The 22,602-nt window shown below is 55.0% G+C and carries 23 protein-coding genes and 1 riboswitch; of the genes, 21 read left to right on the plus strand and 2 right to left on the minus strand.

Features of this window, described 5'->3' with window-relative positions:
* The first annotated feature begins 15 nt into the window (after positions 1–15).
* Positions 16–134, plus strand: a riboswitch (FMN riboswitch).
* Positions 135–207: 73 nt separating this feature from the next.
* A complete protein-coding gene (locus tag H627_RS0100850) occupies positions 208–777 on the plus strand; it encodes an ECF transporter S component (protein WP_027827385.1) in 570 nt (189 codons plus the stop codon).
* Between the two features lie 64 nt (positions 778–841).
* On the opposite strand, the gene H627_RS16395 is transcribed toward H627_RS0100850, so the two are convergent.
* Positions 842–1,144 (minus strand): ferredoxin, encoded by a 303-nt coding sequence (locus H627_RS16395; RefSeq protein ID WP_051225054.1) that lies wholly within the window; start codon positions 1,142–1,144, stop codon positions 842–844.
* A gap of 45 nt (positions 1,145–1,189) precedes the next feature.
* Between H627_RS16395 and H627_RS0100860 the strand changes: the two genes are divergently transcribed.
* The 8 genes from H627_RS0100860 to H627_RS0100895 all read left to right on the plus strand — a co-directional run bounded on the left by H627_RS0100860 (position 1,190) and on the right by H627_RS0100895 (position 10,006).
* Positions 1,190–2,140 carry a YpbB family protein gene (locus H627_RS0100860; protein WP_027827386.1) on the plus strand — a complete coding sequence of 317 codons (951 nt, stop codon included), beginning with the start codon at positions 1,190–1,192 and terminating at the stop codon, positions 2,138–2,140.
* On the plus strand, positions 2,133–3,587 hold the full coding sequence (locus H627_RS0100865; protein WP_027827387.1) for a RecQ family ATP-dependent DNA helicase: 1,455 nt from the start codon (positions 2,133–2,135) through the stop codon (positions 3,585–3,587). The genes H627_RS0100860 and H627_RS0100865 overlap by 8 nt, the downstream gene beginning before the upstream one ends.
* An 89-nt stretch (positions 3,588–3,676) precedes the next feature.
* Positions 3,677–4,423, plus strand: coding sequence for a LysM peptidoglycan-binding domain-containing protein (locus tag H627_RS16400; protein ID WP_051225055.1), 747 nt, complete (start codon positions 3,677–3,679; stop codon positions 4,421–4,423).
* Positions 4,424–4,505: 82 nt separating this feature from the next.
* Positions 4,506–5,180, plus strand: a complete 675-nt coding sequence (gene cmk, locus H627_RS0100875; RefSeq protein WP_027827388.1) for a (d)CMP kinase — start codon at positions 4,506–4,508, stop codon at positions 5,178–5,180.
* A gap of 76 nt (positions 5,181–5,256) precedes the next feature.
* Positions 5,257–6,639, plus strand: coding sequence for a 30S ribosomal protein S1 (rpsA, locus tag H627_RS0100880; RefSeq protein WP_027827389.1), 1,383 nt, complete (start codon positions 5,257–5,259; stop codon positions 6,637–6,639).
* Positions 6,640–6,736: 97 nt separating this feature from the next.
* Entirely contained in the window at positions 6,737–8,044 is a 1,308-nt protein-coding gene (gene der, locus H627_RS0100885) for a ribosome biogenesis GTPase Der (protein ID WP_027827390.1), read from the plus strand.
* A 223-nt stretch (positions 8,045–8,267) separates the two neighbouring features.
* Positions 8,268–8,543, plus strand: a complete 276-nt coding sequence (gene hbs / locus H627_RS0100890; protein ID WP_027827391.1) for a non-specific DNA-binding protein Hbs — start codon at positions 8,268–8,270, stop codon at positions 8,541–8,543.
* A gap of 194 nt (positions 8,544–8,737) precedes the next feature.
* Positions 8,738–10,006 (plus strand): tetratricopeptide repeat protein, encoded by a 1,269-nt coding sequence (locus H627_RS0100895; protein ID WP_027827392.1) that lies wholly within the window; start codon positions 8,738–8,740, stop codon positions 10,004–10,006.
* Positions 10,007–10,009: 3 nt separating this feature from the next.
* Here H627_RS0100895 and H627_RS0100900 read toward each other — a convergent pair whose 3' ends face one another.
* Positions 10,010–10,900 (minus strand): YitT family protein, encoded by an 891-nt coding sequence (locus H627_RS0100900; protein ID WP_035439602.1) that lies wholly within the window; start codon positions 10,898–10,900, stop codon positions 10,010–10,012.
* 121 nt (positions 10,901–11,021) lie between these two features.
* On the opposite strand from H627_RS0100900, the gene H627_RS0100905 reads away from it, so the two are divergent.
* The 12 genes from H627_RS0100905 (at position 11,022) to dprA (ending at position 22,550) form a co-directional block, all read left to right on the plus strand.
* Complete coding sequence (locus H627_RS0100905) at positions 11,022–12,242, plus strand: CCA tRNA nucleotidyltransferase (RefSeq protein ID WP_027827394.1); 1,221 nt, start codon at positions 11,022–11,024, stop codon at positions 12,240–12,242.
* Positions 12,239–14,128: an ABC-F family ATP-binding cassette domain-containing protein gene (locus tag H627_RS0100910; protein ID WP_027827395.1), complete on the plus strand. Its 1,890-nt coding sequence runs from the start codon at positions 12,239–12,241 to the stop codon at positions 14,126–14,128. The genes H627_RS0100905 and H627_RS0100910 overlap by 4 nt, the downstream gene beginning before the upstream one ends.
* Positions 14,129–14,161: 33 nt before the next feature.
* Positions 14,162–15,112 (plus strand): thymidylate synthase, encoded by a 951-nt coding sequence (locus tag H627_RS0100915; RefSeq protein ID WP_027827396.1) that lies wholly within the window; start codon positions 14,162–14,164, stop codon positions 15,110–15,112.
* A gap of 32 nt (positions 15,113–15,144) precedes the next feature.
* Positions 15,145–15,636 carry a dihydrofolate reductase gene (locus tag H627_RS0100920; RefSeq protein ID WP_027827397.1) on the plus strand — a complete coding sequence of 164 codons (492 nt, stop codon included), beginning with the start codon at positions 15,145–15,147 and terminating at the stop codon, positions 15,634–15,636.
* A gap of 67 nt (positions 15,637–15,703) precedes the next feature.
* Entirely contained in the window at positions 15,704–16,549 is an 846-nt protein-coding gene (fakB, locus tag H627_RS0100925; RefSeq protein WP_027827398.1) for a DegV family protein, read from the plus strand.
* Positions 16,550–16,655: 106 nt separating this feature from the next.
* On the plus strand, positions 16,656–17,525 hold the full coding sequence (locus H627_RS0100930) for an SGNH/GDSL hydrolase family protein (protein WP_027827399.1): 870 nt from the start codon (positions 16,656–16,658) through the stop codon (positions 17,523–17,525).
* The gene (locus H627_RS0100935) at positions 17,516–18,172 is read left to right on the plus strand and encodes a YpmS family protein (RefSeq protein ID WP_162143208.1); all 657 of its coding nucleotides are present in this window, start codon (positions 17,516–17,518) and stop codon (positions 18,170–18,172) included. The genes H627_RS0100930 and H627_RS0100935 overlap by 10 nt, the downstream gene beginning before the upstream one ends.
* Positions 18,173–18,183: 11 nt before the next feature.
* Positions 18,184–18,417 (plus strand): YozE family protein, encoded by a 234-nt coding sequence (locus H627_RS0100940; RefSeq protein ID WP_027827401.1) that lies wholly within the window; start codon positions 18,184–18,186, stop codon positions 18,415–18,417.
* Positions 18,418–18,440: 23 nt separating this feature from the next.
* Entirely contained in the window at positions 18,441–19,943 is a 1,503-nt protein-coding gene (locus H627_RS0100945) for a S41 family peptidase (RefSeq protein WP_027827402.1), read from the plus strand.
* A gap of 36 nt (positions 19,944–19,979) precedes the next feature.
* Positions 19,980–20,828, plus strand: a complete 849-nt coding sequence (gene ylqF, locus H627_RS0100950) for a ribosome biogenesis GTPase YlqF (protein ID WP_027827403.1) — start codon at positions 19,980–19,982, stop codon at positions 20,826–20,828.
* On the plus strand, positions 20,821–21,597 hold the full coding sequence (rnhB, locus tag H627_RS0100955) for a ribonuclease HII (protein WP_027827404.1): 777 nt from the start codon (positions 20,821–20,823) through the stop codon (positions 21,595–21,597). Before ylqF ends, rnhB begins: the two co-directional genes overlap by 8 nt.
* A gap of 83 nt (positions 21,598–21,680) precedes the next feature.
* Complete coding sequence (gene dprA, locus H627_RS16405) at positions 21,681–22,550, plus strand: DNA-processing protein DprA (protein WP_051225056.1); 870 nt, start codon at positions 21,681–21,683, stop codon at positions 22,548–22,550.
* Positions 22,551–22,602 lie beyond the last annotated feature (52 nt).

The following is a 22,602-nucleotide window of genomic DNA, read 5'->3' on the forward strand; positions in this document are numbered from 1 at the left end:
CAAAATTAAATAGTGGTTTGTCTTCAGGGCAGGGTGTAATTCCCGACCGGCGGTAAAGTCCGCGACCCGCATTGTGCGGTGGACCCGGTGCAACTCCGGGACCGATAGTATAGTCTAGATGGAAGAAGATAGCGTAAGCGGAGACAAACATATTCTGTTTGTCTCCGCTTTTTTCCTGGAGCAGCCTCTGATGGAGGTCATTTCAGTATGCAAGCAAACCGTGGATTGGAAAAGTGGATCGGGATCGCCATCTTTGGTGCCTTGGCCGCGCTGGTCATGTTTATCGAAATTCCTGTCATGGGATTTCTCAAGTTGGATTTGAGTGATATCGTTGTTCTTTTTGCGATGAGTCTGTATGGTCTTGGTGCCGGGATTGGCGTTGCAGCAATCAAAGTCGTTGTTCATTTTATGTTGACCGGCGCCGGCATTGGCTCCTTAATCGGTGATAGCGCCGCGTTTATTGCGGCAATCGCTTTCGCGGTGCCATTATATCTGTTGTTGAATAAACTGGGAGATAGTTGGCCTCGGCGGATCGCCGCCATTGTTTTGGCCACTGTGTCGCTTACGGTGATCATGGCGGTGCTCAACTGGCTGGTATTGACACCGTTGTACGCCAATGTGATGAATATTAAAATTGGTATGGCGATGACGACTTATATCTTGACCATGGTCGTTCCGTTCAATTTATTGAAAGGCGTTGTCTTAGCGGCGGGCTTCCTGCCACTTTACTTCATCATGGTGCCTTTCATTAGTCGGCATCAATTGCGCGTCCATTAATCTAGCCGAAAAAACAAGCAGCCCACCAAAAACAATGGTGGGCTGCTTTTGCATTAGCCGGTAATTACTCCGTATAATGGTCAGGACGAGGCTTCGCCGGCTTTTCCGGCGGGAACGGCCGACGGCTGCGCAAGATAGCCTGGACGGGACAGTCGCGGTAGGCCGTTTTGAAGGCGGCCAGTTGTTCCGGCGGGATGGGTACTGTCCCATGGTTGGCGTCCCGTTTGCCAAAGGCGACACCGTTGTCGTCATAATCAAAAACGGCAGGGGCGTGCAGGGCACAAAGACCGCAGGCAATACAGCGTTCTTGGTCAATTTTGGTGAACCAGTCAGATGATTGGCGCACATCGTTTTTCGAATCAGTCATTTAAGGCAGCTTCTTTCAATTCATCGATCAGTCAGGGGGGATCACGTGCCGACTTTCTTACACTACTTGTTTGCCGGGCGGCACGTGCGCCCGGTGACGATGTATCATATTTTACACGGGAAACGGACCTTTTCCAATTTGTATGCGGCGTTTATCAACGATTTACTGCCATTTTGGGGATTACTGCCGCACCTGTCCCGCCCGCGGTATGAAGAAATGATCGATTACCTGGTGCACCAGAAACTATTGACCGAAGCGCCGGACGAGACGCTGACGGCGCCCCCGGCCGCATTACCGGCCTGGTGGCCGACCCATGTGGCCGGACTGACCATGCCGGCGTATCGGGAGATTGGCGATATTCTGACGTTAGCCGTTCAATTGATCAGCCAAGTCCAGCACCAGGAGCGGCATTTTGCTCCCATCACGCCGCATCTGCTGATTCAGCAGCGGGTGAAGGGGTGGTACGAGCAGGCGGCTAAAACCGATTTGCCCGGGACGATTGCCGAATTCAAGAGTTTAGTGACAGCCATGCCTGAGCTGGCTGGTACCGTCTTGGTCAACCGGCTGGTGGGGGCAGAGACCGATGTAGCCAGCTGGCAAGACTTGGCGGCACATTTGGGGTTTGAGCCATTTCAAGTCCAGCTGGTCTGGATCGATGCGCTGGCTCAGCTTTATCAGGCCATCGCCGGCGGTCAAGCGGCCCGCTGGCAGGGCTTGCTGCCGCCGCCAACCCCAGCGGTGACCCGTAGTGCTCAGGCGACCATGCAGCTGCTGGCTGATCAGTCCGTGGATCAAACTGCCCAGCAGCGCCAGTTGGCGGCCAGTACGATTCGTGAACACATATTAGAGGCTGCCATGTTGGGGCCGGCTGTGATTCACGAGCAGCCAGGCTGGCGATTACCGCCAGCGAAGGCTGATCCGGTGGTCGATTTCTTCCGCGGCCGGTTGGCGGCTATTGCGCGTCAGCGGCAGTCAGGAGGGGTGCGCCTTGAGTGATGATTTGCATGCTGCTTTGCGGCAGCATTTCGGTTTCAGTGAATTCCGGCCCGGTCAAGAAGACGTGATTCGGGCGCTGCTGCAGGGGCGCAACTGTTTAGCTGTGCTGCCCACGGGGCAAGGCAAATCGCTGACTTACCAGCTGCCGACACTGCTGACCAAGCAGCTGACCGTGGTGGTCTCGCCGCTGATTGCTTTGATGATCGATCAGGTGAAGCATCTGCAGGAAGCCAACCTCGGTGCCGCCGTCGCGTTAAACAGTGAGCTGACCTGGGATGAGCAGCAAAGTGTACTGAACCGGTTAGACAAATGGCGATATCTCTTTGCTGCGCCCGAAACGCTGACCCGGCCAGATGTGGTTGCGGCTTTGCAGCATCACGGAGTCGGCTTGCTGGTGGTGGATGAGGCCCATTGCATCTCAGAGTGGGGCCCGGATTTTCGCCCGGCGTTCCTGCAGCTCGGCCACGTGCTTCAATTGCTCCAGCCGCAACGGGTGTTGGCTTTAACCGCTACGGCTTCGCCCCGAGTACGCCGGGATATTTGCCGCCGGTTGGGACTGACCGCGGCCAACACGACAGTGGTCAGCCGTTCAGTGGATCGGCCGAATATTTGGCTGGATACGTGTCCCGTGACCAGTGAAAAAGAGAAAGATACCCTGCTGCCCAAGCTGCTGGCCGCCATTCCCGGGCGAGTGATCATTTATTTCAACCGGAAGCAGCGGGCCAACGAAGTGGCGATCGCTTTGACCGCCCAAGGCATCGCGGTGGGCCGTTATCACAGCGGGTTAGAGCGGGATGAGCGGCGCAGTCTGCAGCATCAGTTCCGCGAGGGCTATATCCGGGTGGTGTGTGCGACCAATGCCTTCGGGATGGGCATTGACCAGCCCAACGTGCGGGCCGTTATTCATATGGCGCCGCCCACGAGTCTGGAAGATTACTTGCAAGCCATTGGCCGGGCGGGCCGGGACGGTGCGCCAGCGGCGGCGATCACATTATTGGCGCCAGGGGATATTCCCCAGCTGCAGCAGGATGCGGTCCGCGGGTTCCCACCCGCCAGTCTGATTCGGGCCTACTTTCACCGGCCAGCCCAGTTCGCTAAGGATGAGACGCCGGAAATTGCCCTGCTTAAACGGTATCGGGCATTTGCGGACGCTTCTGCGGTGACGCAATTGCTGGCTGCAACCCAGCAGACGCGGCAAACTTCAGCCGCGCAGATGGTGCATTTTTATACCGCGCCGGACACAATCTGCCGGCGGCAGCTGGTGCTGAACGCTTTTGATCCCGAGCCGCGGCAGGTGCATCATACGGCAGACTGTTGTGCCGTCACGACGCCCACGGCGCTGCTGCAGCACTTGACCACTTTGGCCTGGCCGGCCGATGCCGCGTTGCGTGTCCATCGGCCAGAACCGGTGCAATCAGTCGCCGTGCGTCTGGCCCAATTGTTTTAGAAATGTGCTAAAGTGGTTCCGCAGTTGGCGCATTTTGTTGGACCGCTATGGTATGATAAAATAAAAGACTGGCACAGGGGGTTCGATCCATGAAACAGGATCACGATGACAAGTTGAATAAGACATCGGCGCCCACGGGAGACAAGAAAGCAGCAAATGATGCTGAACACCCGTGGCAAAAGAAATTCATGGACGATCGCGACGATACTGGCAATTTGTCCCGGGTGGCGACCCGCCATCGGGATAAGAATATGACCAGTTTTGCGGTTGTCCTGGCAATTATTCTGGCTTTGCTGATGATCATCCCAATGGGCTATTGGGCATTTAATATGCGCAGCGGGAACGGCAGCAGCAGCGCCAATAAGATTACGGTCACCCAAAGCGAGAAGGACAGCACCTCAGCAGCAGCGTCTTCTCGGGCGGCGGCCTCGTCCCGGGCGCGGGCCAAGAAAGAAGCGGCCGCATCAAGGAAGGCTTCTGAAGCAGCAGAAAATAATACCACTGCTGTTTCGTCATCTTCGGTTGCGGCCAGCAGCAGCTCAACGGAGCAGCAGGCAGCATCGACCCAGACACAGGATAATTCAAACCAGCAAGCCGCGGCCAGCAGTTCAGCCGCGCAGACCCAGCAGCCGGCGGCCCAAAGCAGCAGCGCGCCGGCTCAGGCCAGCAGCAGTACCCCAGCGGTCACCGCTGGCGGCTCATATACCGTGAAGGCCGGGGATAACCCGTTCCGGATCGCGCTGAATCACGGCATGAGTTTGTCAGAACTGTACGCTTTGAACCCGTCGGTCCAAAGCGGCGGTATTATTCCGGGGCAAGTTTTAAAGGTGAAATAACCCGGCACCAAAAACGTCCCCTAATCTGGACGAGGGGGACGTTTTCTATTGTTGATCACTGCAGATTGGAGCAAAAAAGTTCGTGCAAATTGCGATTGATGGCCCTGCTTCGGCAGGGAAGAGTACGATTGCTAAATTATTAGCTAAGCAGATGCACTACATCTACTTGGATACGGGCGCCATGTACCGGGCTGTGACCTGGTGGGCGCTCAAGCAGCACCTCCCGTTAAACGACGAACAACAGATTTTGCAAAGTCTAGGTACTGAGCCGATTGAGTTCGTTCCGGCAGCGGATGGCCAGCATGTACGCATGTTTGGTACTGATATTACCACGGCCATTCGCAGCGAAGAAGTGACGAATAATGTCTCCCAGGTATCCGCGCTGCCCGGTGTGCGGGCGGAAATGACGAAACGCCAGCGGCAAATTGCGGCGGGCCAAAATATCGTTATGGATGGCCGAGATATTGGGACGACAGTGCTGCCCCAGGCGGCGGTGAAGATCTTCATGGTCGCCAGTGTCGCTGAACGGGCGAAACGCCGGTTCAAAGATAATGCGGAAAAAGGGATCACCGTTCCGCTGGCTACGCTGGCCCAAGAAATTGCTGAACGGGACTATAAAGATTCCCATCGGGCCCAGTCCCCGTTGAAAAAGGCCGCCGATGCCGTGGAGATCGATACCACGCACCTGACGATCCCCCAAGTGGTGGATGCCATTGTGGCCGTCATCAACGAAAAAAAACAGCACATGGCGAAATAAAAGCGGGGGTGTAGCATTTACTCGCGTTTTCAAGTAAAATAGACTTTGATTGTAAGTCGTTAAGGAGGATTTTTTCATGGACGAAGAAAAAAAGAACAACGAAGCTGAAGGCAGAAAGTTAATGGAGAATGCCTTGAAGAGCGTTCACGAGGTAAAAGTCGGCGATGTCGTGACCGGCGAGGTATTAGCCATTGACGATGAGAACCAACTCGTTGTGGGTATTGAAAACACCGGTGTCGAGGGTGTTGTACCATTCAAGGAGCTGACTGCCGACCGCAATGCAGACATCCACGACTTGGCTAAGGTGGGTGACAAGCTGCAACTCGTCGTCCTCTCAACGATTGGCAAAGACAAAGAGAACGGTAGTTATTTATTGTCCTTGCGTCGCTTAGAAGCACGGAAGATCTGGGACCAAATCGAAGAGGAATACAAGGCGGGCCACACAGTTAAAGGCAAGGTCACTAATAATGTTAAGGGCGGCTTAGTCGTTGACGTTGATGGCGTGCGCGGCTTTATCCCGGCTTCTATGGTTGAAGATCGGTTCGTTGAAGATTTGTCGACGTACAAGGGCCAAGAATTGGAAATGGCTGTTGTTGAAATCGAACCCAGCGAGAATCGGTTGATCCTTTCTCACCGGGCAGTCGTTGCGAAGCAAAAGGAAGCCGAAAAGAAGGCCCTCTACGAGAAGCTGCAACCTGGCGACGTCGTTGAAGGCAAGGTTGCTCGGCTGACAAACTTTGGTGCCTTTGTTGATTTGGGCGGTACCGACGGTTTGGTGCACGTTTCTGAAATTTCCTATGACCACGTTGACAAGCCTTCCGATGTTTTGAAGACTGGCCAAGACGTGAAGGTCAAGGTATTGAACGTTGATCCGGAACGGGATCGGATTTCCTTGTCCATCAAGGCATTATTACCCCAACCGTGGGATGATATTGAAGAGAAGGCTCCGGTCGGCTCTGTCCTTGAAGGCCAAGTCAAGCGGTTAGTGACTTTTGGTGCATTTGTTGAAGTGTTCCCGGGCGTTGAAGGTCTGGTGCACATTTCCCAAATCAGCCACGAACACATTGCCACACCGGGTGAAGTGCTGAAGGAAGGCCAAGACATCAAGGTTAAAGTCTTGAGTGTTGACCCGCAACAGCACCGGTTGGCTTTGTCGATCAAGGCGCTGACTGAGAATCCGCATGCTGGTGAAGAAGAAGAGGAACACGAAGGCGGCAGCAGCAATTATCGCCGGAGTGACCGCAGCAGCCGTTCCGAACGTGCACCGCGGCGCAATGACCGCAGCAACCGCGGCGGTAATGCTCCGCAGGCGCGTCCGGCAGCAAGCCGCAGCAATACCAAGGTCTCTGCCCCTGGCGAAGAGGAAGAGGATACTGGCTTCAGCTTGGGCGATTTGATCGGCGGCGCGTTGGACCAATTCAAGTCCGACAAGCAGGACGACCAAAAGGACGATAAGTAATCGTCTAGGCCACTGAATTTGAGATAGCGTCGAGGTAACGGCTATGTCCCTACAGGATGTAGCCGTTACTTCTGTTTTTAAGAAAGGATGTTTTTGCATGGCTAAACCTGTCGTGGCGATCGTCGGTCGGCCGAATGTCGGCAAGTCGACGATATTCAATCGGATCGCAAAGAAGCGGATCGCGATCGTTGAAGACCAGCCGGGGGTGACCCGGGACCGCTTATACGCTCCGGCGGAGTGGCTGGGTCAGGAATTTTCGCTGATCGATACCGGGGGGATCGACATTGATGATGCTCCCTTGATGACCCAGATCGTCGCCCAGGCCCAGATTGCCATGGAAGAGGCGGACGTGATCGTCTTCCTGGTATCGAACCAGGAGGGGGTCACCGAGGCCGACGAACACGTGGCCCGAATGTTGTACAAGGCGGATAAACCAGTAATTCTCGCGGTGAATAAGGCGGATAACCCCGAACAGCGCCAAGAGATCTATGACTTTTATTCTCTCGGGTTGGGTGACCCGTATCCCGTGTCCGGGGTGCAGGGGACCGGTCTGGGCGATCTGCTGGATGCCGTCGTCGCTAAGTTTCCGGCCAAGCAGGCGGATGCCAATGATGACAGCATCGAGTTCAGTGTCATCGGCCGGCCCAATGTGGGCAAATCGTCCCTGGTCAATGCCATCCTCGGCGAAGAGCGGGTCATTGTGTCCAATATTGAAGGGACGACCCGGGACGCTATCGATACCCGCTTTACGGACGATGGCCAAGCGTTCACGATCATTGACACCGCCGGGATCCGCAAGCGGGGCAAGATCTGGGAAAATACGGAGAAGTATTCGGTCCTGCGGGCCCAAAGTGCGATTGAACGCAGTGCCGTCGTGCTGGTCCTGATCGATGCCGAAGCGGGCATCCGGGAACAGGACAAGCACGTTGCCGGTTTGGCCCATGAGGCCGGCCGCGGCGTGATCATTGTCGTCAATAAGTGGGATGCAGTGCATAAGGATACCCACTCCATGAAGAAATTCACTGACGAGATCCGTGGTCAGTTCCAATACTTGGACTATGCCCCGATCGTCTTCCTATCGGCCAAGACCCATCAGCGGGTGAGTACGCTGCCGGCCTTGATCAAGAAAGTTGCTGAAAATCATGAGCGCCGAATCACCTCCAGCACCCTCAATGACGTGCTGCTGAAGGCCGTGGCGACCACACCGACACCCACCAGTAATGGTAAGCGGCTGCGGGTGTACTACATGACCCAGGTCAAGAGCGGCCCGCCGACTTTTGTCGCGTTCGTCAATAACGTTGATCTGATGCACTTTTCGTACCAGCGTTTCCTGGTCAACCAGTTGCGGGCAGCCTTTGACTTTTCGGGGACACCTATTGTTATTGTTCCCCGACAGCGAAAATAAAGTTGTGGTATACCGAAAAATGACCGGTGTATATTTTCATGAAAATAAATGAAATGCTGATTTCGTGCTTTTTTTCGGCGAAAATCCTTGCTACTGCGGCTTCGGTATGCTATTTTTAGAAATGAAGTAATGATTGCCGCGCAACATTATTTCACACTTTTGTTTTACAAAAGTGATACGTTCTGACGAGGGATCGTCAACGCGTAGGAGGTGAATCCCAAACATGGCAAATAAAGCAGAATTGATCGACAACGTTGCAGCCAAGACTGGCTTGACCAAGAAGGACGCAACTGCTGCTGTTGACGCCGTATTCAGCACGATCCAAGCATCTTTAGCAAAAGGTGACAAGGTTCAACTGATCGGCTTTGGTAACTTCGAGGTCCGCGAACGCGCCGCTCGGAAGGGCCGCAATCCCCAGACTGGTGCTGAAATCAGCATTCCAGCCAGCAAGGTACCGGCTTTCAAGCCCGGCAAGGCACTCAAGGATTCCGTCAAGTAGACTCGGTCTACGGAATGTTCCACCGAATCGCCAATGACCTACGCAAGTAGAGCATTGGCGATTTGCGTATCGTCAAGAATTTTCTTATATTGAGTCAATTGCTTGACAGAACAGGGATTGACGTGATTCTATCATGGTTGGCTATGAACAAATATCACATCATTATAAAAAAAGAAAGAAAATCGAGGCGGCCTATGTCATATTCAGAACAAATGCTGACGAAACTGCAGGAAGATCACGATTGGACCAACGCCAAGAAACTGTTTGCCTTAGCATTGCGGCATGACGATGATGATACCCTCTTTAATTTGGGCGAACAGCTCTATGGTTTGGGTTTTACCCCGCAGGCTAAGCGCATCTTCGAAAAACTTCTGCGCGATCATCCCGATGAAGACGAATTGCGCACGTATCTCGCGGATATCGCGGTCAGTGCCGGCGATACGGATCAAGCACTCGCCCTTCTGACCGCCATTCCGAAGGACTCGCCGGCTTACGTTCAGGGCTTGCTGGCCAGCGCCGATGTGTATCAGACCATGGGGATTCCAGAAGTGAGCGAACAGAAGCTGAAGGAAGCCAAACGCTTGGCTCCGGATGAACTGGTGATCGATTTTGCTCTGGGCGAGCTGTACTTCACCTTGGGGCGGTATGAAGAGGCATTGCCGGAGTATCAGGCTTTGCTGGATCAAGGCATCGAGACCATGGCGGAGGTACTTATCGGCCAGCGTCTCGCGGCAACTTTGGCCGGCATGGGCGACTATGAAGAAGCAATCGCTGAATATCAGAAATTGCCCCGGGAAGCGCTGGACGCCGACACCACTTATCAGCTGGGGGTGCTCTACGGGGAGACCAAGCAGTACCAGCAAGCGATCACCACACTGACGGCGCTGCAGCAAAGCGACCCGGATTATGCGCCGCTCTATCCGGCGCTGGCCAGGGCCCAAGCGGCGCTGAATCAGCTGCCGGACGCCTTGGCCACCGTGCGGATCGGCTTAGGTTTTGATGAATTCAACAGCGATCTATTTAAACTGGGGTTCAATTATGCCACCCGGCTGGCTGACGAGGATCAAGCCGTCACGTTTGCCAAACAGGAATTGGCCCAGGATCCCGATGATCAGGATATGATCCTGTCGTTGAGTAATCTGTATGTTAAAGATGGGGATGATCAGGCCAATGTGGACCTGTTAACGGCGGCAGCGGCCAATCACGAGCTGGATCCGCAAATGTATTGGAACATCGCCAAATCCTACGAACGGCAAGAAAAAATGGACCAAGCCAAGGAGAATTATCTGTTGGCGTATCCCAGTTTTCGGGAAAACACCGACTTTCTTCTGGACTTGATCCGGTTCTTCCAAAGCATGGCGGCGCGTCCAGAACTGCTGGCGGCCTTGAAACAGTACTTGAAGCTGGTCCCGACTGATCTGGATATGCAGGACCTGTATGATGATTTACTGGATGAACCTTAATGGTTACCGCCGACTGAACAGACTGCGCCGCGGCCGCTGATACGTGAAGCCTTCACCCAGCGCTTCGTGCACATCTACGATGGTGACGAAGGCCCGCGGGTCTTCATCTTGGATCAGCCGGCGCAGATCGGCGATTTCACTGGGCGAGACGACGCAATACAGCATCTTTTGCGGAGTTTGGTGGTACCCGCCCTCCGAGTCTAAGTAGGTGATGCCCCGTTCCATTTCATCCATGATCCGCTGGCCAATTTCTTGGTGTTTCTTGGAAATGATGAAGACCCCCCGGGCGGAATAGGCGCCTTCCATGGTCTGATCCACGATGCGGGAAAAGACAAACGAAGCCAGCAGGGTGTACATCATGTGTTCAATATCCAGGTAGGAGAGGGAGCTGACCAGCACGAGGATGTCGAAGACCAGCAGGGTCCGGCCCATGGGGATGCCCCGTTCCTGTTCGAAGATCCGAGCCAGGACGTCGCTGCCGCCGGTGGTGCCGCCGAAACGGTAAATGATCCCAGAACCGATACCGCCGAATAGCCCGGCTAAAATACCGGCAATGAAGAGGTCATTATGCAGATTCAAATTTTGGACAAAGGCCAGCCGCTGCCAGACCCACAGGCCGGCCGACAGCATGCCGGTACCGTAGATAGTGTAGGCTAAGGCCCGTTTACCCAGGAATTTATAGCCGAGAATAATTAAAGGAATGTTCAAAAAGATCGTGGAATAAGCCGGGTCAATATGGAACCAGTACCGCAGGATCAAGGTGATCCCGGTGATGCCGCCCTCCGCCAAATGATTCTTGATGTTGACGGCGACCAGCCCGAAGGCATAGAAAAAGCAGCCAAAACCGATCGCCAATAGATCCCGCAGAGTTCTGGTCAATTGTTTGCGCCACATGATTTTATCCTCTCCTTACAACAATCTGAGTGACGCTTGGCCCGTTCGGCGCTGTCGTCCTCTGCCTGATATGGTACCATGAAAAGGCCGTAAACGAATATTGAGAAAGCAGGGTGGTTACATGCGGTTGTCGCCGTTACCAGCAGAGTTTGAAGCAGCAGCGCCCGTTTTGCGCCGATTGAACGATGCTGGCTATGAAGCCTATTTTGTTGGGGGCGCAGTGCGCGATGCCTTGCTCCATGATCGGATTCATGACGTGGACATCGCCACCAGTGCCTATCCGGCCGAAGTGAAGGCGCTATTCAAACGGACGGTGGATACCGGTATTCAGCACGGAACGGTGACGGTTTTGCAGCCCCAGGGGCAGTATGAAGTGACCACGTTCCGTACGGAATCGACTTATCAAGATTATCGCCGGCCGGACCATGTCACTTTTGTCCGCTCGCTGCGGGAAGATCTGCAGCGCCGGGACTTCACCGTCAATGCGCTGGCCATGGATCATACCGGTCAGATCACAGACTTGTTCGATGGTTTGGGCGACTTGCAGCGCCATTTATTGCGGGCGGTGGGCAAACCCGAGGAACGGTTCCATGAAGATGCCCTGCGCATGATGCGGGCGGTGCGGTTCCAGAGCCAGTTATCGTTCACGATTGAACCGGCCACGGAAGCCGCAATTCGCCACCACCACCAGTTATTAGAAAAAATTGCGGTGGAGCGGATCAATATGGAATTTGTCAAAATGATGGCGGCTCAGGATCGGGCCAGCGGATTGAAGACATTTATTGATACCCAGCTTTATGCTGCCTGTCCCGGCTTGGCCGGCCAGCAGATGGCGTTGACCAGCATGCTGGCTGACGTGCCCCACAGGTTGGCCGAGAGCGGCAGTGTATGGCTGCGCCTGGTATTTGCCCTGGGCCTGGCTGAAAACGCCGTAGGACCGTTTCTGCGGGCCTGGAAGACCACAAATACCGAGCGGCGCCAAGCAGCCCGGTTATTGCCGGTTTTAGCCAAAATTCAGGCGGGGACCGCTGGGGCGTGGGATCTGTATCAGGCCGGGCCGGAATTTGACTCAGTATTATTACCCGTTGCCGCGCAATTGGGGATCGCTGTTGATCAGTGGCAAGAACGCTATGCGGCGCTGCCGATTCATCAAGCCCACGACCTGGCGGTAGACGGCCGCACAGTGATGCAGGCCGCCCCCGCTCTGCGCGGGCCTGCCCTGGGTCAGGCGATGACGGCCATGACCCAAGCGGTCGTGGCCAGGCAAGCGGCCAATACGCCGGCGGCGTTACTGGCCTATATTCAGAAAACGCAACAGACAAAGGATGGTCAATCATTGTGAAGGCATTACAAGCCACAGGATTACAGTATGCATACGGCGATAAAACACTCTTTACGGATCTCGCACTGACCGTGACCCCGAATCAGCGCATCGGACTGATCGGCTTGAACGGGGTGGGCAAGTCGACCTTGCTCAAGATCATTGCCGGCCGGCTGGCGCCGGAGGCCGGAACGATCACTACCGCCAAGGGTTACCGAATCAATTATCTGCCCCAGACACCTACTTTTCCGGCCGGTGCTGATGTTTTGACGGCTGCCTTTGCCGGTGCCGCGGATGATTTTCAAATGGTTCGGGATTACGAAAAGGCTTTGCGCCATTACGAAAAGGATCCCGCTGATCAGGAGGCCGCCAAGGCGTATTACGCGGCCAACGATATGATGGACCGGCACAATCTTTGGACCATCGAAGCCGATGTGAAGAGTATTTTGACCCAATTAGCCATTCCGGACATGACGGTTCCCGTGGCAACCCTATCCGGCGGTCAGCAGAAGCGGGTGGCCTTGGCGCAAGCCTTGATCTCACCGGCCGACTTGCTGCTGCTGGATGAACCGACCAACCATTTGGATTATCAAACAGTGGATTGGCTTGAAAAGCGGTTGTTGGCCTATCCTGGCGGGATCGTCTTTGTGACCCATGATCGCTATTTTCTAGATCATGTCGCCACGGACATTGCTGCCCTGCGCAACGGTCAATTACAGATGTATAAGGGAAACTATCAGGATTATGTCGCCCAGCGAGCCGCCCAGGAAGAGCGGGAGGCAGCGCAGACGCACAAACAGCACCAGCTATACAAACAAGAGCTGCTGTGGATGCAGGCCGGGGCCCAGGCCCGGACCACCAAGCAAAAAGCGCGAATCGAGCGGTTCAATTCGTTGTCCAATACGATCGACGCGACGCCGGCGGCCACTGGTCAGGTGAGCATTGCTGCCAATACTCACCGCTTGGGCAAGGAGGTCTTTCATCTGGATCAGGCGTCCTTGACCATTGGCGGCCACCCGATCATTCACGATTTTTCGTGGCGCATCGGGCCCACCGGCCGAATCGGTATTACCGGGATCAACGGAGCGGGGAAGACCACCTTTCTGAACATTCTGGCGGGCAAACAAAAGCTGGACGCCGGGACGCTGAATGTCGGCGAAACGGTACGCTTGGCCTACTATACCCAGCAAATGCCGGCGATCCCCGAGGATAAGCGGGTCATTGCCTACATTACGGATACGGCCAGCAGTCAAACGATCAACGGTGAGACAGTATCAGCTAGTCAATTACTGGAACGCTTCCTGTTTCCGCCGCGGATGCATGGGCTGCGTATCTCCCGTCTATCTGGCGGGGAGAAGCGCCGCTTGTATCTGCTTAAGCTGCTGATGGGCGGACCCAACGTCCTGCTGCTGGATGAACCGACCAATGACTTGGATATTGAGACCTTAACGATTTTGGAAGACTATTTAGATACATTTCCGGGCGCCGTGATCACCGTCTCCCATGATCGGTATTTCCTGGATAAGGTATGCGACAGCATGCTCTGGTTCGCCGGGCAGGGCCAGATCACTCCGTTTACCAGCGATGTGGGGACTTTCTTGAGTCATTTAGCCGCTGCGGCGCAGCCAGCCCCAGCCAATACGGCTGCGCCAACCAAGCCGGCGCCAGCCCCGGCAGCGGCTGAGAAGAAAAAGCTGACATACGCCGAGCAAATCGAGTATGATAAACTCACTGATCAGATCGATCAGTGGGAACAAACCCAGGGCCGCTTGGAGAAAGCCATGGTGGCTGAGGCCGCGGACTACAACAAAGTCGCGCAGCTGCAACAGCAGTACACGGATTTGCAGGCCAAGCTGCAACCAGCCATGAAACGCTGGGAATACCTGGCTGATTTTGCAGAGGATTAGTAGAAGAGGGAGCGGATGCCGGCCATGACGACCATCGTAGAACAACCGTATTTAGACTTGCTGACGCAAATTTTGGCAACGGGGCACCACAAGACAGACCGGACTCAGACTGGGACGATGAGTCTCTTTGGACCGCAGATGCGCTTTGATTTAAGTCAGGGGTTTCCACTGTTGACAACGAAGCGGGTGCCGTTCGGCTTGATCAAGAGCGAATTGCTCTGGTTTCTGCACGGGGACACCAATATTCGCTTTCTGCTCCAGCATAAGAATCATATCTGGGACGAATGGGCCTTTGCCCGCTACGTCGCCAGTGATGCCTATACCGGTCCGGACATGACGGATTTTGGCCATCGCCGGCTGAACGATCCGGCCTTTGCTGAACGCTATGCGGCGGTGCATCACGACTTTTGCGAGCAAATTTTGACCGATGATACCTTCGCTGCCCGGTTCGGCGATCTGGGCCACATTTACGGGTACCAGTGGCGCCACTGGCGGACCAGTCAGGGGGAGACCATAGATCAATTGGCTGACGTGATTGAGCAAATCAAGACCCATCCCGATTCCCGGCGGTTGATCGTAACCGCCTGGAATCCCGAGGATGTGCCGACGATGGCCCTGCCGCCCTGCCACACGATGTTCCAGTTCTACGTGGCCGACGGCAAGCTGTCCTGTCAGCTCTATCAGCGCAGCGCCGACATGTTCCTAGGCATCCCGTTCAATATTGCCAGCTATGCGCTGCTGACCCATTTAGTGGCGGCTCAGACCGGTCTGCAGGTGGGCGAGTTCGTCCATACGCTGGGGGATGCGCACATTTATGCCAATCACGCGGCGGCGGTCCAGGAACTGCTGACGCGGACGCCGCAAGCAGCGCCGACGCTGACGATCAAGCCGGATGTCGCAGACATTTTCTCCTACACCATGGCCGATATTCACGTGGAAAATTACACACCGGCTCCGGCGATCAAAGCGCCGGTGGCGGTTTAAGATCCTGCTTTTTCAGAAAGGGGTAGAGATTGATGTTAGCTTTTATTTGGGCGGAAGACCGCAACCATTTGATCGGTACCGATGACCACTTGCCGTGGCACTTGCCGGATGATTTACACTATTTTAAGAAAATCACTGAAGGCCACACCATCCTCATGGGCCGGCGGACCTGGGATTCTTTACCCACCAAACCGCTGCCGAACCGAACTAGTATTGTTCTGACTCACCGGCCGATCACCACGCCCGGCGTGACTACTCTGGGGGATGTCGCGGCGGTCCAGGCGTATATTCAAGACCATGCCGCCGAGACGATCTTCATCATTGGCGGGCGCTCCTTGTTTGCCGCCTTCATGAATCAAGTGGATCGCTTATACGTGACTCGCATTGATCATGAGTTTCCCGCTGGCGACACATACATGGTGCCGTGGGATCAAAACGACTTTCAAGAGATTAAGCGGACACCTGGGCAGGTCAGCGAAAAAGCACCGTGGCCCCACGCCTTTGTGGTCTATGCCCGGCACTGATTTGGTGCCGGAGGGTCCCTTTGGTATAATGGACCTCGAATGTCAATTGCGAAGGGCAGGATGAACGATGACGATCAAGATCGTGACGGACTCCTCAGTGGAGCTGACACCGGCAGAAATTAAACAGTATGATATCCACATTGTGCCATTGAATATAACAATCGATGGGCAGAATTACGTGGATGGGCGTGATATTACGAAGGCCGCCTTTATGCCCAAAATGGCGGCGGCCAAGGCACTGCCCACCACTTCCCAGCCGGCCATCGGAGATTTCTTGACGGTTTACGATAAGCTGGGCCAGACTGGTGACGAGATCCTGGCCATCCACATGACCGAGGCTTTGTCCGGGACAGTGAATGCCGCTCGCCAGGCCGGCGTGATCTCCACCAGCAACGTGACGGTGGTCGATAGCGGGTCGATTGACCGCGGGCTGGCCTTTCAAGTGCTCACAGCCGGCAAGATGATCGCTGAAGGGGCCGAGATGCCGGCGATTCTCAAACGGCTGGCGGCGATCAAAGCGCACACTAAGGTGTATGTTGCGGTGTCCACGCTGGCTAATCTGGTCAAAGGCGGCCGAGTCAGCCGGACCGTGGGGCTGGTGTCCTCGCTGCTGAATATCAAAGTGGTCTTGGAGTTAACCAGCAGCGGCTTGGACGTCGTGGTCAAAGGCCGCGGGCAAAAGACGCTGACGAAGTTCGTGGACAGCCAAGTTACGGCCCTCAGTCAGATGAGCGACGTGGCCGGGGTCGGCATTCCCTATGCCGGGGACAAGCCCTTTGCGGAGCAGATTGGCCGGGATATCCAGGCCGTTTTGCCAGACACGCCGATCCTGGTATCGCCCACCAGCCCAATTGTAGCGACCCACACCGGGCCGGGCGCGTTTGCGATTATCTACTACACGGATCCGGAATAACGAGTGATACAGGGGACAGGGACAAAAGTCGCTTTGGCACTGGACACGCCAGACTCGAATTTTGCCTCAGTCCCTCTTTTTCAATTAACGAAAGGAACGAGTAACGATGAAGAAGTTAGGCCGCTGGCTGGTGAATATTGCCCTCTTGGCCGCTGTCACGGCAGTAGTGAGTACGCTGCTGCTCGCCGTTGTTCCTGCCGCTGACCTGGCCAACGTCACCCCCAAGGGCCAAACCGCGCCGGCCGGGAAGACCTATAACTTAGTGGCCATCGGTGATTCCCTAACTTACGGGACCGGCGATGAGGCCAATCAAGGCGGCTTCGTCGGCCAGACCGTTCAACGCCTCCAAAGCGATGATGATCTGCGGGTCAATAGCGTGAACTTTGGCCATCCCGGCGATACTGCGCAGCAGATTCTGACCCGGGTGGAAAAACAGCCGGCGATTGCAAAAAACGTGAAACAGGCTGATCTGATCACGATCACTGCTGGCGGCAATGATTTGATGCAAACATTGATGAAAAATGGCGCGGACCTGAACAGTCGGGATGTAACCAAAGCCGAGGCAGCGTTTGGCAAGAATATGGAAAAAATGGTCACGACTTTGCGCAGTCAGAACGCGCACGCACCAATTTACATCTTGGGCGTGTACAACCCGTTCTATGTGTATTTTTCCCAAGTGACGCAACTGCAGACGATCATGCATGGTTTCAATCAACGTACCAAGACAATGGTCAAGCGCATGGCCAATGTATATTACGTGGATGTGGACAGCGTGCTGACCAAGGGTGACGGGACGGTGGCCAAGAGCGGCAAGGTGACCAGTGCCAAGTCGCTCCAGGAGCAGATCGCCGACAACGATTCCACCAATCCGTATTTGTCGACCAGCGATCACTTCCATCCGAATCATATCGGCTATGGCCGGATGACGGATCAATTATTGAAGGTATTAAAGAAAACGAAGGGACAGTGGCAATAGTGCAGCAAAGCAACACCCGGACGGCTGAAAAAGCGAAGAAGAAACCGGCAGTGCCCGCGGCTAAAGGGCCGAGAAAGCCGCACAATCCCTGGCGCTGGGCATTCTTGATCCTGGCCGGGATCGTTTTGGGATGCGGTATTTTTCTTGGTGTCCGGATTTTCACTCCGGCCGCGAATACCCCTAAGGTGACTCAAGTCGCCGGGGCGCCTTCGCTGACGGTGGCCTTGAACCGCAAGCAGATCAACCAGCTGACCCAGCACTACCTGGATGATTATTTAAAGGACAGCAAGATCAAGTACCAGCTGCGGGTCGAAGAGACGAGTGTCTTGTTGATCGGTACGGTGAAATTTTTGGGCAGTTCGATTCAATTCAATTTGGTACTGACCCCCTATGTTCAGGATAATGGCGATGTGCAGCTGCGGGCGAAGCAGCTGGCTATCGGCAGTTTAAACGTGCCGGTCAACTTTGTCTTGAGTTTTGTCCAATCCAGTTATAAGCTGCCCAAATGGGTCTCGGTGGATCAAAAGCACGAGACTATCATGCTGCACCTTACGCGGTTCAAGACCGCTGGCGGGTTCCAGATCACAGCCAAACGCTTGGATTTTGCGGCTGATCAATTTGTGTTTAACGTATATTTACCCGATTAAAGGAGGCCGCTATGGCGCACCAAAAACGCAGTTTTTATTTTTGGTTGATGACCCAGCGCAATTCGGAAAGTGTTGACGAAGTCGCGCAGTTTGCTAATAACGCCTTCTTTGATCAGGCTTTTCCGAAGCAGAGCCATGACTACGACGAACTCAGCAATTATCTGGAATTGAACGCCGGGTATTTGCCCAGTATGACGATTTTTGACGACGCCTATCGCGCCTATCTGGATCAGGATAGTATTTAGACATAGAGAGCAGGAAACGATGAATGGCTAAGGATAATGAGCATCCAGAAAATCCGGCGCAGGTACCGCCCACGCCTGAAGAAAAGCCGGTCAAACGGTATCGGCTGCGTACGGTGATCATCACCGGGGCCGCCGCGCTGATCATTGGCGCTGGTGGGACCGTGGGGGCGGGCGCCTTGTATTTGCATCAGCAAAACGCCCAGGCTGATGCGGATGTGACCTACGTACCCAATTCCTTCAAAGATCTGTTGAAGGTCTACAGTGATGTCAAAAACAATTATTACATCAAGACCAGCGACACTAAGCTGGTCACTGGGGCCATCAACGGGATGCTCAAGACCCTGAACGATCCATTTTCCCAATACCTGCAAGGCAGTGACGCTAAAGAGCTGAACACGACGATTTCCGGGTCCTTTGAAGGTATCGGTGCTGAAATCAGTCAAGCCGACGGCCACATTCAAATTGTCTCCCCGATCAAGGGCAGTCCGGCGGACAAAGCCGGGTTGAAGGCTAAGGACATCATTACCGCGATTGACGGCAAGAGCACCCAGGGCTGGTCCACGACTAAGGCTTCCAGCACGATTCGAGGCAAGAAAGGGACCAGTGTTACGCTGGCCATTAAACGGGGCAGTGATACCTTTAATATCACCATCAAACGCGGCGTCGTGCCGCTGACCACCGTGACTGGCGAACTGTCTGACCAGAATAAAAAGGTCGGCGTGATCAGCATCACCCAATTTGCGGACAATACCAATAAAGAACTCAAGAAGTCGATCACTAGTCTGCGCAAACAAGGGGCCAAGTCCTTTGTCATTGATCTGCGGCAAAATCCTGGCGGGTTGCTGCCCCAGGCTTTGGAAACGGCCAGTATGTTTTTGAAGGACGGGCAGCGGATCATGCAGGTTCAGCAGCGCGACAGCAAACCGGAGATTTTTACCGCTGGCAAGGAATACGATGACGGCTTCAAAGTGACCGAACCCGTCACCGTGCTGATTGATTCGGGCAGTGCCTCTGCTTCGGAAATTTTCTCCGGCGCGTTGCAGGAATCCCGCCGGACCAAACTGATCGGGGAGAAGTCCTTCGGTAAGGGCGTCGTGCAGACTGTGTCGCAACTTTCTGGCGATAGCGAAGTGAAGATCACCACGGCCAAATGGTTGACGCAGTCCGGCGGCTGGATTCAAAAGAAGGGTCTGACTCCGGATATTAAGGTCAGCTATCCAGCGTATGCCTCTTGGCCGCTGCTGAATACGAAAAAGGTCAACAAGCCGGGGACAGTGGCGACAGATATTGCCACGGCCCAGAAGATTCTGAATCTGAGCGGGGCTAAGCTGACACAGACTGCCGGCTACTTTGACAGTGCGACGGAAACAGCGCTGAAGGCCTTCCAGACGCAGCAAAAGATCACCGTCAGCGGTGAGTTGGATAGCGCGACGAAGACGGCCTTGAACAACTACGTGTATGCCCAGGCAACGAAGAGCGATCCGATGCTGACAAAGGCGGTGGAGACCGTCGCGGCAGAAAAATAATTCAGTAGAACAAGACAGAAAGGAATGATGCCCGCCATGGCGACTATTCAGTGGTATCCCGGCCATATGGCGAAAGCCCGCCGGCAGGTGACGGAAGCATTGACCAAGGTAGATATTATCTACGAAATCGTCGATGCCCGCGTGCCGGAGTCATCCCGCAACCCGTTGCTGGATGAAATTGGTCAAGGCAAAAAACGATTATTGGTTTTGAACAAAGCAGATTTGGCCAATCCGGCGGCGACCCAGGGCTTTATCGAATACTATCAAGCCCAAGGGTTGCCGGCGGTGGCTATTGATGCCCAGCACACGAAGGGGATTCAGCGGATCATCGCCGAGACCCATACGGTTTTAGCCGACTATATTGATCGCCAGAAGACCAAAGGCGTGCGCAACGTCTTGCTGCGGGCGATGTGTGTCGGGGTGCCCAACGTGGGCAAATCGACGATCCTCAATCGCTTAGCTGGTCGGAATATTGCCCAAACTGGCAATACACCGGGGGTGACCCGGGCCCAGCAATGGATCAAGACCGGTGAAGACATTAGTTTGTTGGATACCCCGGGGATTCTTTGGCCCAAGTTTGAGGACCCCCTGGTGGGCAAGAAGCTGGCGTTGACTGGGGGCATCAAGGATACGTTATTCCATGCGGATGACGTCGCATTATTTGCGCTTGAAACGCTAGTCGCCCAAGTGCCTGATGAAGTAAAGCACCTTTATCGGGTGACAGACGCCGACTTGCAACAGGACCTGCCTGACTTGTTAATGACAATGACGGCGCGGCTGGGATTCAAAGACGACTATGACCGGACCAGCTGGGTCATCATCAACGATGTGCGCAAGGGTAAACTCGGCCGGTTCACTTGGGATGCGGTGCCGCAGCATGCCTAAGCCGATGTCAGTGGCCGCGTTAAGAAAGGCTTTGCAAACCGGGGCTTTGGATGCGGCGGCGATTGCTGCGCTGGCCAGTGATGATCGGGCCGGTGCGCGTCAGCTCTATGCCCAATACCAGCGGCAGCAGGCCAAATTGACCGCAGAGCGGGCGTCATTTACCCACCGGCTGCATTTTGAACATGAATTGTGGCCAACCTATCCGACTATTGCCGGCATCGATGAGGTGGGGCGCGGCCCATTAGCCGGACCGGTGGTGACCTGTGCCGCCGTTTTACCGCCCAGTGTCGATTTACTGCTGGTCAACGACTCAAAACAGCTCACGCCGGAAAGGCGGCTGGCCCTGTTCAGTAAAATTATGGCTGAAGCGGTGGATGTGGCCCTGGGCATTGCCACACCGGCGGAGATCGATCGCTATAATATTTATCACGCCACGGAAATCGCCATGGCCCGGGCGGTTCAGGCTCTTTGGCAGCAACCGGATTATCTGTTGGTGGATGCCATGCACGTGCCGGTGACGATCCCCCAGCGCAAGCTGATCAAAGGGGATGCCCGCTCCGTGAGTATTGGTGCGGCCAGCATTATTGCCAAAGTGTGCCGGGATCGATTGATGGATACGTATGATCAGGTCTATCCGGGCTATGGATTTATCCACAATGCTGGCTACGGGACGGCGGAACATTTAGCCGGACTGCGTCAGTTAGGCGTGACCCCAATTCACCGCCGCTCCTTTGCGCCGGTCCAAGCGGCATTGCACCATGAACTTTAGTTTTCAAGCAATTCCTGCGTAATGTACAATTCCTGCGTAATGTAAGGGTAGCAACTACTCGATATTACGGAGGTTTTTTTTATATGGATGCCCGCACCAGTTTATGCCAACTCTTTCTCTCTGGCGCCTTTACCAATTATCAATTGCTGCTCCTGGCCCGGCACGCGGCCGATTTCCCCCACTGGCAGCCTTGGCTGGCGGCGGGGCAGAGGAGAACAAAGCCCGCTAAGTGTGCCCAGCAAACAGCGATCTTGACCGCTGTCTTAGCGGACCGGCCAGTCGCGCCGCCAATCGCCGCCGGGACCCAACTGCTGACGGTGCTGGATTCGGCGTATCCCTTGCGTCTGCTGGAGATTTACGATCCGCCGGCGGTGCTCCATTGTGCCGGCCATTTGGCTTTGCTGACTCAGCGCACCGTGGGGGTCGTGGGTACCCGGACCTGTTCGGCCTATGGTCAGGCGGCTGCGGCCGCCCTGGTTCCGCCGCTGTGCGCCGCAGACGTGGTCATCGTTTCCGGTTTAGCCCGAGGCATCGACAGTCTGGCCCATCGCTTGGCCATGGGTGCCGCCGGCAGCACCATTGGCGTGATCGGCAATGGGTTGACTCATTTTTATTCCCGAGAGCATACTGCCTTGCAGCAAGTGATGATGCACGACCAGCTGGTGCTCAGCCCATTTCCGCCAACTACGCCGCCACGGCCATACCAATTTCCCCAGCGGAACCGGATCATTGCCGGATTGAGCCACACCTTACTGGTTATCGAAGCCCGTGAACGCAGCGGCAGTCTGATTACCGCTTCCTTAGCTCAAGATGCCAATCGCCTCGTCGCCGCTGTCCCCGGCCGCATCTGCGACCCGCTTTCTGCTGGATGTAATGCTTTAATCGCGGACGGGGCAATCCCTGTGCGCAGTGCCGCGGATCTATTGCGGGAACTGCCGGATAAGGCGTTTTAGACGCCACTGGTTGACGGGTGTGCTATGGTTTTGGGTGGAAGTGGGAATGAGT

It is taken from the genome of Schleiferilactobacillus harbinensis DSM 16991 (genome assembly GCF_000425885.1).
Lineage (GTDB): Bacteria > Bacillota > Bacilli > Lactobacillales > Lactobacillaceae > Schleiferilactobacillus > Schleiferilactobacillus harbinensis.